A 13,566-nucleotide genomic window follows, 5' to 3' on the forward strand; every position below is an offset into this window, starting at 1 on the left:
GGCGTCAGCGTAGACGCCCGCGCATGGGAATGAGCCGTTCAGCGATGGGGTCTTGGGGTGCGTGGGCGTTGACTCGGGGGCATGACGGAGAACACGCAGCGGAACATGACGGTGGTGGTGACCGGCGCCTCGGGTCGTACGGGCAGCCGGGTGGCGGAGTCGGTGCGGGCGGCCGGGTTCGAGGTGCGGGCCGCGTCCCGGGCGCGGGGCTTCGACTGGGAGGACCCGACGACCTGGGCGGAAACCCTGCGGGACGCGGACGCCGCGTACCTCGTGTACCCCTCCGACGTGGGCGCCCCGGCGGCGACCGAGGGGGTGGGGGCGCTCGCCCGGGAGGCCGTGGGGCTCGGGGTGCGGCGGCTGGTGCTGCTGTCCGCGCGGGGTGAGGAGCAGGCGCGGGCGACCGAGGAGGCGCTCAAGACGTCGGGGGCGGACTGGACCCTCGTACAGGCGTCGTGGTTCTCGCAGAACTTCAGCGAGGGTCCGCTGGTGGAGGAGGTGCGGCACGGCGGGCTGACGTTCCCGGCGGGTGAGGTGCGGGAGCCGTTCATCGATGTGCGGGACATCGCGGACGTGGTGGCGGCGGTGCTGTCGTCCGGGGAGCGGTACACGGGGCGGACCGTGGAGGTGACCGGGCCGCGGTTGCTGTCGTTCCGGGAGGCGGTCGGGGAGATCTCCGAGGCGACCGGGAAGAAGCTGACGTACACGCCGGTTCCCCCGCGCGCCTACGGGGAGGCGCTCACCAGGTTCGGGGTGCCCGCGGAGGAGGCGGAGTTCCTGGTGGAGGTGTTCGAGGGGCTGCTCGACGGGCGGAACGCGCGGGTGACGGACGGCGTACGTCAGGTGCTGGGACGGGAGCCCCGGGACTTCGCGGAGTTCGTCCGCGAGTCCACGGCGGCCTGGACGTAGCGGCTAGGAGCCGTCGTTCGACTTGTGCGGGGGATGCGGGCTCTTCACATGGGTGCGCAGTCTCGACGTCACGTCCTCCGGCGGGAGGAAGCGCGACCAGCGCTCCGGGAACTCGGACGGCATGTCCGGGTCGTCCGGGTCGTCGGGGTCGTCGGGGGCGATCTCCCGGTGGGCGGCGGCGCGGGCGACGTACTCGGCGACCTGCGCCTCCCGGATCCGCTCGTTCGCGGCGCGGGCCGCGGCCGTGGCGGCGGCCGGCCAGACGCGGTCGATGGCGGCGTTGACGGCGGCGCCGACGAGGACGGCGAAGGCGGAGACGCCGATCCAGAGCATGACCGCGACGGCGGCGGCGAGCGAGCCGTAGATCGAGGCGCCCTCGATGGTGTTGGTGAGGTAGATGCGCAGCAGGAAGCTGCCCAGCACCCACATGGCGAGGGCGACGAGGGAGCCGGGGACGTCCTCGATCCAGGGGGACCGGACGGGGACCGAGACGTGGTAGAGCGTGGTCAGGAAGGCGATGGACAGCACGATCACCACGGGCCAGTACAGGACCTGGACGACCGTCTCCGACCACGGCACGATCCGGACGACGGCGTCGGGGCCCGCGACCATCAGGGGCAGTGCGATCGAGCCGATGACCAGGGCGGCGAGGAAGAGCAGGAACGCCACCACGCGGGTCTTGACGATGCCGCGGACGCCGTCGAGGCCGTACATGACGGTGATGGTGTCGATGAAGACGTTCACCGCGCGGGAGCCGGACCACAGGGCGAAGAGGAAGCCTATGGAGATGACGTCGGGGCGGCCGCCCTTCATGACGTCGTCGAGGATCGGCTGGGCGATCTGCCGGACGCCCTTGTCGGACAGGATGGTGCGGGAGGCCTCCAGGAGGTTGGCCTCCAGGCTGCTGATGGAGTCGGTGCCGGTCCAGTCGTCGACGTAGCCGAGCAGGCCGATCATGCTGAGCAGCAGCGGCGGCACGGACAGGAGGGTGAAGAAGGCGGCCTCGGCGGCGAGGCCGAGGATGCGGTACTCCATGCAGGAATTGACGGTGTCCTTGAGCAGCAGCCAGGCGGTCCTGCGCTTGGAGACGTTCCGGTAGAGGGCACGCGCCCGGTGGAGACGGCCGGAGGGGGGCCGCTGGGGGGATTCACTTGCTGGCTGCACGACCTAAAGGTATCCGCCGTACGAGGCGGCACTCATCCCCCACGGGGCCGCGCCCGGGACGATTCGGGCCATTTTGCTGTCATGTCCGCGATGGCCGATTGATTCGGTCACACATGTGAACAGCCTGTTCGGGAATTCGGCGGCGCCCGGAAATCGCCAATGCCCGAAATTGCCTTGAATGAGTCATGAATCCCCGGAATCGTTCGGGATCGCATACGTTGCCTGGGCCAGCCTCCCCCCCCTGCCCACCCGAAGTGGAGAGGTGAGGCCATGAGCACGATCCCCAGCGGGACCCGCGACCCCGGGCCCGGCACCGCGGAGTACGAGGTGCCGGCCGCCCCGGTCCGGCACAGCCGGCGGTCCGAGGCCCAACTCCGACACCGGCCGGCCGAGTTGGCGGGCCCGTACCGGGAGCTGCCCGACCGGCGGGTGCACGAGCTGTTCGAGGAGCGGGCGGCCCGGCACCCGGATGCCGTGGCCGTGGTCTCGGCGGACGGGCAGCGGACGTACGGCGAGATCAACTCCCGGGCCAACCGCATCGGGCGGGCGCTGCTGGCCCACGGGCTGCGGCCCGAGGGGGTGGTCGCCGTGCTCCTGGATCGGAACCTCGACTGGCCGGCCGCTGTCCTCGGCATCCTCAAGGCGGGCGGGGCGTGTCTGCCGATCGGGCCGCATCTTCCGGTGGGGCAGGTGCGGATGATGCTCAACCGCGCGGACTACAGCCTCCTCCTCGGCCCGGACTCCGTGGCCGCCGCCTACGCCGAGGACCACGCGGACACCGACCTGGGCGTCCCGGTGGCCGCCGGCCGGCCGGCCGCCCTTCACTTCACGTCCGGCTCCAGCGGCGAGTCCAAGGGCACGGTGGGTGAGCACGCCGGCTTCGCCAACCACGTCCTCGCCAAGGTCGACGACCTGGGCCTCGGCGCCGCCGACGTGGTCGCGCAGACCGCGCCCCCGTGCCGCGCCGGCTCCCTCTGGCAGCTGATGTCCCCCCTCCTGGCGGGTGGACAGACGCTGCTGGTCGGACCGGAGACGGTCCGGGACGTGCCGCGGTTCGTGGACACGATCGAGCACGGGCGGGTCTCCGTGATGCAGGTGAGTCCGTCGTATCTGGAGTCGATGCTCACCGAGTTGGCGCGGCGCCCCCGTGAACTCCCGCACCTGCGCCGGGTGATGGTGAGCGGCGAGCCCCTGCGGACGGACCTGGTACGGCGCTGGTTCGCGGCCCTGCCGTCCGTCCCGTTGGTCAACTCCTTCGGCCTGCCGGAGACTTCGGGCGACACCCATCACGAGATCCTGTACGACGTACCGGCCGGCCACTGGGTACCGCTCGGGCGGCCGATCGCCAACGTACGGGTGTACGTCGTCGACGAGCGGCTGGCGCCCGTGCCGCTCGGCGCTCCGGGCGAGCTCGTGTTCTCGGGCGTCTGTGTGGGCCGCGGCTATGTCAACGACCCCGAGCGGACGCGAGCGGCGTTCACCGAGGACCCGTACCGGCCGGGCGAGCGGCTGTACCGCGGCGGCGACCGGGGACGCCGGCTGCCCGACGGGAAGCTGGAACTCCTCGGGACTGCGCGATGACCCGGCCGCCCGGGGTCCCGGCCGGCCGCACGGCCTGGGAGGAACCGCCCTGACACCGCTCTCCACGCGCCCGGGGCTGTATTAAGTTCGCACCATGGCAGGCAGCACGCACAAGGTGACCAACCAGCCCCCGCCCTTGACCGGCCACGACGTCTTCACCACGGACAGAGCCCTGGTCGCGGCCGTGGAACGGCATGTGACACCGGAGTGCCGCGACGAGGTCGTGGACGAACTCGCGGCCCTCGGGCGCACCTCCGGCTCCGCCCAGGTCCAGGAATGGGGCGTGCAGGCGAACGAGAACCCGCCCCGTCTCAGGACCCACGACCGCTACGGCCACCGCGCCGACGAGGTCGACTTCCACCCCGCCTGGCACCGCCTCCTCGGCAAGGGCGTCTCCGCCGGCCTCACCGCCGCCTGGAACCGCCCGGCCGGCCATGTGCGCCGCGCGGCCGCGTTCCTGGTGTGGACGCAGGTCGACGCAGGCAACCTCTGCCCGCTGTCGATGACGCACGCGGCCGTACCCGCCCTCCGCACGGAGCCCGCATTGGCGCAGGAGTGGGAACCCCGGCTCACGTCGATGATCTACGACCGTGAACCGCGCCCCGCGCACCGGAAGGCCGGCGCCCTGTTCGGGATGGCCATGACGGAGAAGCAGGGCGGCAGCGACGTACGGGCGAACACGACGTCCGCGACGCCGCTCGCGGACGAGGGAGCGTACGCGCTGACCGGGCACAAGTGGTTCTGCTCGGCGCCCATGTCCGACGGCTTCCTGGTCCTGGCCCAGGCCCCGGAGGGCCTCACGTGCTTCCTCCTCCCCCGCGTCCTGGAGGACGGCACCCGCAACACGTTCCGCATCCAGCGGCTCAAGGACAAGCTGGGCAACCGCTCCAACGCCTCGGCGGAGGTGGAGTTCGACGGGACGTGGGCACGCCGGGTCGGCGAGGAGGGGCGCGGGGTACGGACCATCATCGAGATGGTCACGGCGACCCGGCTCGACTGTGTCCTCGGTTCGGCGGGCCTGATGCGGCAGGCGGTGGCCCAGGCGATCCACCACTGCACGCACCGGGAGGCGTTCGGCGGAAAGCTGGTCGACAAGCCACTGATGCGCGCTGTGCTGGCCGACCTCGCGGTGGAGTCGGAGGCGGCGACCACGCTCGCGCTCCGGCTGGCCGCCGCCTACGACGACGGTGGTGAACAGGAGCGGGCGTTCCTGCGGATCGCGGTCCCGGCCGCCAAGTACTGGGTGACGAAACGCTGCGCCCCGCTGGTCGTGGAGGCCGCCGAGTGCCTGGGCGGCAACGGCTACGTGGAGGACTCAGGCCTGCCCCGCCTGGTCCGCGAGTCCCCGCTGAACTCCATCTGGGAGGGCGCGGGCAACGTCCAGGCCCTGGACGTCCTGCGCGCCCTGCAACGCGAGCCGATGGCCTTCAACGCCTACCTCCAGGAGGTGGGCAAGGCCCGAGGTGCCGACCACCGCCTGGACGCGGCGATCAAGAACCTGCTGACGGACCTGGCGGACCTGGACGGCATCGAGGCGAGGGCGAGGCGCCTGACGGAGAGGCTGGCCCTGGTACTCCAGGGCTCCCTGTTGGTCCGTTTCGCACCACCGGAGGTGGCGGACGCGTTCTGCGCTTCCAGGCTGGGCCAGGACGCCGGCGCAACCTTCGGAACCTTGCCGTCGACACTGGACCTGACGTCAGTGGTGAACCGGGCCCGGCCTCTCAACTGACCCAGGGCCGACGTACCCGGGGGCGCGGGGAACTGCGCGACCGGCCACAACGAGACCCGCGCACGCCGACGCACCTCAAGAGGCACCCCAGATGGCGAAAAGCCGCCGGACGGCAGGGGTGGTGCTGCGCCGACACGGCACCACCCCGCCTTGGCCCGTTCGAGGCCGCGAACGCCGCTCGGGACGGCGTCGCTCAAGTTTCAACCAGCCACGCCCGGGTCCACCAGGGTTGCAGGGGGTTGCAACTTGCTGCTGTCTGTGGCCGGACTGTGTCCCTCCGCGAGGGACGGACGGCACCATGAGACGAACAGTCAGGACGGACACCGGCCCATGGCCGAAAGCCGACGGAAACCGGTTGTCCACAGCCCCTCCGGGAGGACCAGTGGCGCTCTCTCCGACGGACGTCGCCCAACTGGCCGCCGTGGACACGGCGCGTGCGGCGCGGGTGCTGAGCGACGTCCGCTCCGCCACGCTCTCCGGCCGGCGGGCGCCGGTCGCCCCGCGGCCGGTGATCGAGCAGTCGTGGGACCGGATGCTGCGCGGCGGTGTCGATCCCGACCACGACTTCCGTACGGGGCTGCTGCCCCGCGAGGAGGTGCAGCGGCGCCGGGAGTCCTCGGAGCTGAGGCATGTCCTGCCGGTGCTGCGCGAGGGGCTGCTGTCGGTCGCGGACATCGCCCACCACATCATGGTGGTCGCCGACGAGGACGGCCGGGTGCTGTGGCGGGAGGGCAGCTCGCCGGTGCTGCGCAAGGCCGACGGGACCGGGTTCGAACTGGGGGCCGACTGGCGGGAGGGCGTGATCGGCACCAACGGCATCGGCACCCCGGTGGTGGCGCGGCGGCCGGTGCAGGTCTTCGCCTCGGAGCACTTCGTCCGCTCGCAGACCTCCTGGACCTGTACCGGGGCGCCGATCATCGACCCGCGGGACGGCCGGCTGATCGGCGTGGTGGACGTGAGCGGTCCGCTGGAGACGATGCATCCGGCGACGCTCTCCTGGGTCGACTCGGTGGCCAAACTGGCCGAGGCCCGGCTGCGCGAACTGCACCAGTCCACGCTGGAGCAGCTGCGCGCGACGGCGGCGCCGGTGCTGGCGCGGCTCGGCGGGCGGGCGGTGGCGGTGGACCGGGACGGCTGGACGGCGGCGGTGACCGGGATGCCGTACCAGAGCCGGGTCGGGCTGCCCAAGTCGCTGTCGGCGGGGCAGCGGTGGCTGCCGGCGCTGGGGCTGTGCACGGTGGAGCCGCTGGCGGGGGGCTGGTTGATCCGGGCGGCGGAGCCGGGGCCGCGGGGTGCGACGCGGATCGTGCTGGATCTGTCGCAGCCGCGCCGCTGGTCGATGACGGTGTCCGGGGGTGCCGGCACCTGGAGTCACGAACTGAGCCCGCGGCATGCCGAGTTGCTGTACCTGCTGGCCCTGCACCGCAGCGGGCGCAGCGCGGCGGAGCTGGCCGACGACCTGTTCGGCGATCTGGGCCGCACGGTGACGGTGCGGGCCGAGATGTCGCGGGTACGGCGCTATCTCGGGGGGTTTCTGGAGCATCGGCCGTATCGTTTCTGCGAGGACGCGGAGGTCGAGGTGCTGCTCCCCGACGACCCGCGCGACCTGCTGCCGCACTCCACGGCCCCGGCAGTGGCCGGGAAACGACTGTCCCGCCAGGCACCTTGAGGCCCCCCGGACCCACGAAATCGCCCGCCGGAACACCCAAGAAGCGGCATCTTCCGCATATTTGCAGGGTCTTCGTCCCCGGCACGCCCGGACTGCCGTAGCATCCCTCTACGGGCCACCCCACCTGCTCCTTGGTCAACGCACGGATCACCAGGTGCAGTTGGCCCGCCTCGGGAGGTACGAGATGATGCAGCGCGGCAGACACCGCAGGCGGAAGCGGGGCAAAGCGCTGCGCGCGTTCCTGGCCGGAACCGCCCTCGCGCTCACCGCCGCGGCCACCATGATCAGCGCCTCACAGGCCACCGTCGCGGCAGATCCCGGGGCCCTGAAGCCGCTGGCCACCGCCGCCGAGACCGACGCGCTGCGGCTGCACGAGCAGCTGGAACCGCGGTCCACCCTCGACACGCTCGCCGCCGCGATGGGCAAGCCGGAGGGCGTGAGCGCCGTCCTCGCCGACGCCGACCACTCCCTGCGCGGCTCGGCCGACTGCACGGCGGCCGAGCGCAGGGCGCTGCCCGTCGAACCGGCGGCCACCCGCGCCTACTGCTGGGACGCCGCCGACACCCGCTCCTGGCGCCCCGGCGCGGTCACCACCTCGGGCGACGCCGACGACGACGGCCTGTGGGGGCAGAACCGGGTGATCCTCTCCGCCTGGAGCCAGGGCGCCCATGATCTGGCCCGGGTCGCGTTCATCGACGCGAACGACCTCGACCGCCTCACCTACTCCTGGGTGCTGCTCGCCGTCCCGGTCGACGAGGGCCGCGACTACCGCGCGCTCGACTCCCAGGTCTCCGGCATGGTCTGGTACCAGGACAAGCTGCTGGTCACCGCCGCCGACGGGCTGTACGTGTACGACATGAACCGCGTCCAGCGCGCCACCACGGACGCCCCCGCGGTCGGCCGTGTGAACGGCGGCTGGGCGGCGCACGGCAACCGTTGGGTGCTGCCCGCCGTCGGCATCTACCGCGCCGGCACCACGCACCCCGACTATCTCTCCCTCGACCGCAGCACCTCCCCCGACAGCCTGGTCGCGAGCAACTGGGTGTCCAAGGACAGCGACCGGAACGTACGGCTGTGGCGCTACGACCTCAGCGCGTCCTCCGACCGCGCCGGGCTGCTCACCACCGACGCGGCCGGGTTCACGCCCGTGGACGAGGCGTACGAGACCCGGGCACCCGGCACCGGGGCCGTCCTCTCGTACCGCTCCGAGTGGTATCTGGGCCGCACCACCCAGGACCAGGACGGCCGCGGCACGCTGTGGCGGCAGAACGCGACCGGCGCCCACGCCACCCGCTGCGGCACCGACGAGACGAACCGCTGCTGGAGCGGCCAGGCGGAGTCCCTGTCGTACTGGGAGGCGACCGGCGAGGTCTGGTCCCAGTCGGGACAGACGCTGTTTTCGCTCCCACTGAACACGATCGACAGATCCCTGACCTAGATGGTTGCCTGGGGGGCATGCCCAACATCCCCGTGACCACCTGGTCCCTCGAGCAGACCGCCCCGACCGACCTCCTCCCGGCCGCCGCGCCGGAGGGCGACGTGCGGATCGTCCGCTCCGAGGTCCCCTCCCCCGAGTTCAGCCGTTTCCTCTACGCCTCCGTCGGCGGCGACATCCGCTGGATCGACCGGCTCGGCTGGACGTACGCCCAGTGGGAGGAGCACCTGAACCGGCCGGGCGTGGAGACATGGGTGGCGTACGACCGGGGCACACCCGCGGGGTACGTGGAGCTGGAGCCGCAGGACGACGGGGTCGTGGAGATCGTCTACTTCGGACTGATCCCGGGCTTCCGCGGCCGGCGCATCGGCGGCTGGCTGCTGTCGTACGGCGCCGCGCGCGCCTGGGACCTCGCGGACCGCTGGCCGGGGCTGACGGACACCAAGCGGGTGTGGCTGCACACGTGCAGCCTGGACGGCGAACACGCGATGACGAACTACCAACGCCGGGGCTTCACCCTCTTCGACACCAAGGTCGAGGAGCAGCCGGAGGTGGCCGCGACCGGCCCCTGGACGGGGGCGCACCCCGCCTGACCTCGGACGTCCGGCCTCGGGCATAGCGCGGCCGACCTGCGCCGACAAGACCTCCCGCGACGCATGTGATCGACGCCACCCTTGTCTCGGCCTTCGAGACAAGGGTGTCCGCATGATGGACGAAGCTGGACTGTGTCCAGATCGCCGTGACACGCTTCCGTCATGTCTGGAACTGGAATTGCCTTGGTGAGTCGGCGGCACGTCGACCTCGGCCGCATGTCCAGCGCCATCTGTCCGGCGCGCTAGCGAGCCGCAGCCGCCCGACATCTTTTGACTCCCCGCTTTCCCCTGCGCAAAGACGCGCACGTCTACCCATGCGCCCGCGCGCGCAGGTCAGAGCCGCTTTCCGCCTGTCCCGAAGGACGTAACAACCATGGCCGCCACCCCGCAGAACCCTGCTGCCGCGACTCCCCGCCGCAAGGTGAGCCGTCACCGCGGTGAGGGTCAGTGGGCCGCGGGGCACCACACCCCGCTGAACGGCAACGAGCAGTTCAAGAAGGACGACGACGGTCTCAATGTGCGGACACGCATTGAGACGATCTACTCCAAGCGCGGGTTCGACTCGATCGACCCCAACGATCTGCGTGGACGCATGCGCTGGTGGGGCCTCTACACCCAGCGCAAGCCCGGGATCGACGGCGGCAAGACCGCGATCCTGGAGCCCGAGGAGCTGGACGACAAGTACTTCATGCTGCGCGTCCGTATCGACGGCGGCCGACTCAGCACGCAGCAGCTGCGCGTGATCGGTGAGATCTCGCAGGAGTTCGCGCGGGGCAGCGCGGACATCACCGACCGGCAGAACATCCAGCTGCACTGGATCCGCATCGAGGACGTCCCGGAGATCTGGAACCGCCTGGAGGCGGTCGGTCTGTCGACGACCGAGGCCTGCGGTGACTGCCCCCGTGTCGTCATCGGCTCGCCGGTCGCCGGTATCGCCGAGGACGAGATCATCGACGGCACCTGGGCGATCGACGAGATCCACGAGCGCTACATCGGCAGCCACGAGTTCTCCAACCTGCCGCGCAAGTTCAAGACGGCGATCTCCGGCTCCCCGCTGCTGGACGTGGTCCACGAGATCAACGACATCGCCTTCGTCGGTGTCGAGCACCCCGAGCACGGCCCCGGCTTCGACCTCTGGGTCGGCGGCGGCCTCTCCACCAACCCCAAGCTCGGCGTCCGGCTCGGCGCGTGGGTGCCGTTGGAGGAGGTCCCGGAGGTGTGGGCCGGTGTGGCCGGCATCTTCCGCGACTGGGGCTACCGCCGGCTGCGCACCCGCGCCCGGCTGAAGTTCCTCGTCGCCGACTGGGGCCCGGAGAAGTTCCGCCAGGTCCTGGAGGACGACTACCTCAAGCGCAAGCTGGTCGACGGTCCGGCGCCCGCCGAGCCCTCGGGCCGCTGGCGTGACCACGTCGGTGTGCACAGGCAGAACGACGGCCGCTACTACGTCGGTTTCGCGCCGCGCGTCGGCCGGGTCGACGGCGCCACCCTCACGAAGATCGCCGAGGTCGCCGAGGCCCACGGTTCGGGCCGGGTGCGGACCACCGTCGAGCAGAAGATGATCATCCTCGATGTCGAGGAGGCGCAGGTCGAGGCGCTGGTCGAGGCGCTCGGGGCGCTGGATCTGACGGCCAAGCCGTCCCCGTTCCGGCGCGGCACCATGGCCTGCACCGGCATCGAGTACTGCAAGCTCGCCATCGTCGAGACCAAGGCGCGCGGCTCCCAGCTGATCGACGAGCTGGAGCGCCGGATCCCGGACTTCGACGAGCCGCTCACCATCAACCTCAACGGCTGCCCCAACGCCTGCGCCCGTATCCAGGTGGCGGACATCGGTCTCAAGGGCCAGCTGGTCCTCAACGACCAGGGCGAGCAGGTCGAGGGCTACCAGGTGCACCTCGGCGGCGCGCTGGGCCTGGAGGCCGGTTTCGGCCGCAAGGTCCGTGGCCTGAAGGTCACCTCCGAGGAGCTGCCCGACTACGTCGAGCGGGTCCTGAAGCGGTTCCAGGCCGAGCGCGAGGAGGGCGAGCGCTTCGCCGCCTGGGCCACGCGCGCCTCGGAGGAGGCACTGTCGTGAGCGTCAGCGAACGGCAGCGAAAGGAGGGGCCATGAGCGAGCGGGCCGCCCCCTTCTACTGCCCCTACTGCGGCGACGAGGACCTGCGTCCGAGCGAGCAGGGTCACGGCGCGTGGGAATGCGCGGCGTGCAACCGCGCATTCCAGTTGAAGTTCCTCGGGCTGCTCGCCCGGGGCCTTCAGCACAACGACGCAGGGGGAGAAGAGATATGACCGCAGTTCAGGACGAACGCACGACCGACGACCTCAAGGCCCTCGCCGAGCAGGCGGGCCGTGACCTGGAGGACGCCTCCGCCCTGGAGATCCTCCAGTGGGCGGTCGACACCTTCGGCAAGCGCTTCTGCGTGACCTCCTCGATGGAGGACGCGGTCGTCGCCCATCTCGCGTCCCGCGCGATGAAGGGCGTGGACGTCGTGTTCCTCGACACCGGCTACCACTTCGAGGAGACGATCGGCACCCGGGACGCGGTCGAGGCCGTGATGGACGTCAACGTCATCACGCTGTCACCGACGCGGACGGTCGCCGAGCAGGACGCTGAGTTCGGCCCGAAGCTGCACGACCGCGACCCCGACCTGTGCTGCAAGATGCGCAAGGTCGAGCCGCTGGAGCGGGGCCTGACGAACTACCTGGCCTGGGCGACCGGCCTGCGCCGCGACGAGTCCCCGACCCGGGCGAACACCCCGGTCGTCGGCTGGGACGAGAAGCGGCGAAAGGTCAAGATCTCCCCGATCGCCCGCTGGACCCAGGACGACGTGGACGCGTACGTCGCCGAGCACGGCGTCCTCACCAACCCGCTGCTGATGGACGGTTACGCCTCCGTCGGCTGCGCCCCCTGCACCCGCCGGGTGCTGGAGGGCGAGGACGCGCGCGCCGGCCGCTGGGCGGGCCGCGGCAAGACCGAATGCGGGCTGCACGAATGACCACCACCGACAAGGAGTTGCACGTGACGACCGGAGCCACCGTCTGGCTCACGGGTCTGCCGAGTGCCGGCAAGACCACCATCGCGTACGAGCTGGCCGGCCGGCTGCGCGAGGAGGGCCACCTCGTCGAGGTGCTCGACGGCGACGAGATCCGCGAGTTCATCTCCGCGGGCCTCGGCTTCAGCCGCGAGGACCGGCACACCAACGTGCAGCGCATCGGCTTCCTCGCCGAGTTGCTCGCCCGCAACGGCGTCAAGGCACTCGTCCCGGTGATCGCGCCGTACGCGGACAGCCGTGAGGCGGTGCGCAAGCGCCACCAGGAGGGCGGCGCCGCGTATGTCGAGGTGCATGTGGCGACTCCGGTCGAGGTGTGCTCCGTACGCGATGTGAAGGGTCTGTACGCCAAGCAGGCCGCGGGCGAGCTGACCGGGCTGACCGGGGTCGACGACCCGTACGAGGCGCCCGAGTCGCCCGATCTGCGCATCGAGTCGCAGAACCAGACCGTCCAGGAGTCCGCGGCCGCGGTACACGCGCTGCTCACCGAGAGGGGACTGGCATGACGACGACCGTCGCGGCGGTGACGGAGGGCACGCAAGCTCCGTACGCCCTCTCGCACTTGGACTCGCTGGAGTCCGAGGCCGTGCACATCTTCCGTGAGGTGGCGGGTGAGTTCGAGCGGCCGGTGATTCTCTTCTCCGGCGGCAAGGACTCCATCGTCATGCTGCATCTGGCGCTGAAGGCGTTCGCCCCGGCGGCGGTCCCCTTCACGCTGCTGCACGTGGACACCGGGCACAACTTCCCCGAGGTCCTTGAGTACCGGGACCGTACGGTCGCCGAGCACGGGCTGCGGCTGCATGTCGCGTCCGTACAGGACTACATCGACCGCGGTGTGCTCAAGGAGCGTCCGGACGGGACCCGTAACCCGCTCCAGACCCTGCCGCTGACGGAGAAGATCCAGGCGGAGAAGTTCGACGCGGTCTTCGGCGGTGGCCGGCGCGACGAGGAGAAGGCCCGGGCCAAGGAGCGGGTGTTCTCGCTGCGGGACGAGTTCTCGCAGTGGGACCCGCGCCGCCAGCGGCCCGAGCTGTGGAACCTCTACAACGGACGGCACGCTCCCGGCGAGCACGTCCGCGTGTTCCCGCTCAGCAACTGGACCGAGCTGGACGTGTGGCAGTACATCGCCCGCGAGGGCATCGAGCTGCCGGAGATCTACTTCGCGCACGAGCGTGAGGTGTTCCAGCGGGCCGGCATGTGGCTGACGGCCGGCGAGTGGGGCGGCCCGAAGGAGAGCGAGACCGTCGAGAAGCGCCTCGTGCGCTACCGCACCGTCGGCGACATGTCCTGCACCGGTGCCGTGGACTCCGACGCCGTGACGCTGGAGCAGGTCATCACGGAGATCGCCGCGTCCCGGCTCACCGAGCGCGGCGCGACCCGCGCCGACGACAAGATGTCCGAGGCCGCGATGGAAGACCGCAAGCGCGAGGGGTACTTCTAAGC

General features: G+C 71.2%; 13 protein-coding genes. 12 read left to right on the forward strand and 1 reads right to left on the reverse strand.

Annotation, left to right across the window (positions count from 1 at the left end; translation table 11 throughout):
- Window positions 1-81 precede the first annotated feature (81 nt).
- Complete coding sequence (locus OG866_RS09625; protein ID WP_329333324.1) at window positions 82-909, forward strand: NmrA family NAD(P)-binding protein; 828 nt, start codon at window positions 82-84, stop codon at window positions 907-909.
- Window positions 910-912: 3 nt separating this feature from the next.
- Here the strand turns inward: OG866_RS09625 and OG866_RS09630 are convergent, their stop codons facing one another.
- Window positions 913-2,073, reverse strand: a complete 1,161-nt coding sequence (locus tag OG866_RS09630) for a YihY/virulence factor BrkB family protein (RefSeq protein WP_329333326.1) — start codon at window positions 2,071-2,073, stop codon at window positions 913-915.
- Window positions 2,074-2,343: 270 nt separating this feature from the next.
- Here OG866_RS09630 and OG866_RS09635 point away from each other — a divergent pair, with 270 nt between their 5' ends.
- From OG866_RS09635 to cysD, 11 genes are all read left to right on the forward strand, one after another.
- Window positions 2,344-3,654: an amino acid adenylation domain-containing protein gene (locus OG866_RS09635; RefSeq protein WP_329333328.1), complete on the forward strand. Its 1,311-nt coding sequence runs from the start codon at window positions 2,344-2,346 to the stop codon at window positions 3,652-3,654.
- A gap of 94 nt (window positions 3,655-3,748) precedes the next feature.
- The gene (locus OG866_RS09640) at window positions 3,749-5,383 is read left to right on the forward strand and encodes an acyl-CoA dehydrogenase family protein (RefSeq protein WP_329333330.1); all 1,635 of its coding nucleotides are present in this window, start codon (window positions 3,749-3,751) and stop codon (window positions 5,381-5,383) included.
- 382 nt (window positions 5,384-5,765) lie between these two features.
- The gene (locus OG866_RS09645; RefSeq protein WP_329333332.1) at window positions 5,766-7,052 is read left to right on the forward strand and encodes a helix-turn-helix domain-containing protein; all 1,287 of its coding nucleotides are present in this window, start codon (window positions 5,766-5,768) and stop codon (window positions 7,050-7,052) included.
- 184 nt (window positions 7,053-7,236) lie between these two features.
- Window positions 7,237-8,490, forward strand: a complete 1,254-nt coding sequence (locus OG866_RS09650; protein WP_329344012.1) for a hypothetical protein — start codon at window positions 7,237-7,239, stop codon at window positions 8,488-8,490.
- Between the two features lie 17 nt (window positions 8,491-8,507).
- The gene (locus tag OG866_RS09655; protein ID WP_329333333.1) at window positions 8,508-9,080 is read left to right on the forward strand and encodes a GNAT family N-acetyltransferase; all 573 of its coding nucleotides are present in this window, start codon (window positions 8,508-8,510) and stop codon (window positions 9,078-9,080) included.
- Between the two features lie 162 nt (window positions 9,081-9,242).
- The gene (locus OG866_RS09660) at window positions 9,243-9,326 is read left to right on the forward strand and encodes a putative leader peptide (protein ID WP_310591794.1); all 84 of its coding nucleotides are present in this window, start codon (window positions 9,243-9,245) and stop codon (window positions 9,324-9,326) included.
- Window positions 9,327-9,453: 127 nt separating this feature from the next.
- Window positions 9,454-11,151: a nitrite/sulfite reductase gene (locus OG866_RS09665; protein WP_329333334.1), complete on the forward strand. Its 1,698-nt coding sequence runs from the start codon at window positions 9,454-9,456 to the stop codon at window positions 11,149-11,151.
- A gap of 31 nt (window positions 11,152-11,182) precedes the next feature.
- Entirely contained in the window at window positions 11,183-11,362 is a 180-nt protein-coding gene (locus OG866_RS09670; protein ID WP_314205404.1) for a hypothetical protein, read from the forward strand.
- Window positions 11,359-12,069, forward strand: a complete 711-nt coding sequence (locus tag OG866_RS09675) for a phosphoadenylyl-sulfate reductase (protein WP_329333337.1) — start codon at window positions 11,359-11,361, stop codon at window positions 12,067-12,069. Before OG866_RS09670 ends, OG866_RS09675 begins: the two co-directional genes overlap by 4 nt.
- Window positions 12,066-12,629 (forward strand): adenylyl-sulfate kinase, encoded by a 564-nt coding sequence (gene cysC, locus OG866_RS09680; RefSeq protein WP_329333339.1) that lies wholly within the window; start codon window positions 12,066-12,068, stop codon window positions 12,627-12,629. Before OG866_RS09675 ends, cysC begins: the two co-directional genes overlap by 4 nt.
- Window positions 12,626-13,564, forward strand: coding sequence for a sulfate adenylyltransferase subunit CysD (gene cysD / locus OG866_RS09685; protein WP_329333341.1), 939 nt, complete (start codon window positions 12,626-12,628; stop codon window positions 13,562-13,564). The genes cysC and cysD overlap by 4 nt, the downstream gene beginning before the upstream one ends.
- Window positions 13,565-13,566: the final 2 nt, after the last annotated feature.

This window comes from Streptomyces sp. NBC_00663, from assembly GCF_036226885.1.
In the GTDB taxonomy this organism is placed as follows: domain Bacteria; phylum Actinomycetota; class Actinomycetes; order Streptomycetales; family Streptomycetaceae; genus Streptomyces.

What these genes read in the sequence shown, in the direction of transcription:
- OG866_RS09625 (WP_329333324.1), top strand. Translation starts at nt 82, where the DNA reads ATGACGGAGAACACGCAGCGGAACATGACGGTGGTGGTGACCGGCGCC.
- OG866_RS09635 (WP_329333328.1), top strand. Translation starts at nt 2,344, where the DNA reads ATGAGCACGATCCCCAGCGGGACCCGCGACCCCGGGCCCGGCACCGCG.
- OG866_RS09640 (WP_329333330.1), top strand. Translation starts at nt 3,749, where the DNA reads ATGGCAGGCAGCACGCACAAGGTGACCAACCAGCCCCCGCCCTTGACC.
- OG866_RS09650 (WP_329344012.1), top strand. Translation starts at nt 7,237, where the DNA reads ATGATGCAGCGCGGCAGACACCGCAGGCGGAAGCGGGGCAAAGCGCTG.
- OG866_RS09655 (WP_329333333.1), top strand. Translation starts at nt 8,508, where the DNA reads ATGCCCAACATCCCCGTGACCACCTGGTCCCTCGAGCAGACCGCCCCG.
- OG866_RS09660 (WP_310591794.1), top strand. Translation starts at nt 9,243, where the DNA reads ATGTCTGGAACTGGAATTGCCTTGGTGAGTCGGCGGCACGTCGACCTC.
- OG866_RS09665 (WP_329333334.1), top strand. Translation starts at nt 9,454, where the DNA reads ATGGCCGCCACCCCGCAGAACCCTGCTGCCGCGACTCCCCGCCGCAAG.
- OG866_RS09670 (WP_314205404.1), top strand. Translation starts at nt 11,183, where the DNA reads ATGAGCGAGCGGGCCGCCCCCTTCTACTGCCCCTACTGCGGCGACGAG.
- OG866_RS09675 (WP_329333337.1), top strand. Translation starts at nt 11,359, where the DNA reads ATGACCGCAGTTCAGGACGAACGCACGACCGACGACCTCAAGGCCCTC.
- cysC (WP_329333339.1), top strand. Translation starts at nt 12,066, where the DNA reads ATGACCACCACCGACAAGGAGTTGCACGTGACGACCGGAGCCACCGTC.
- cysD (WP_329333341.1), top strand. Translation starts at nt 12,626, where the DNA reads ATGACGACGACCGTCGCGGCGGTGACGGAGGGCACGCAAGCTCCGTAC.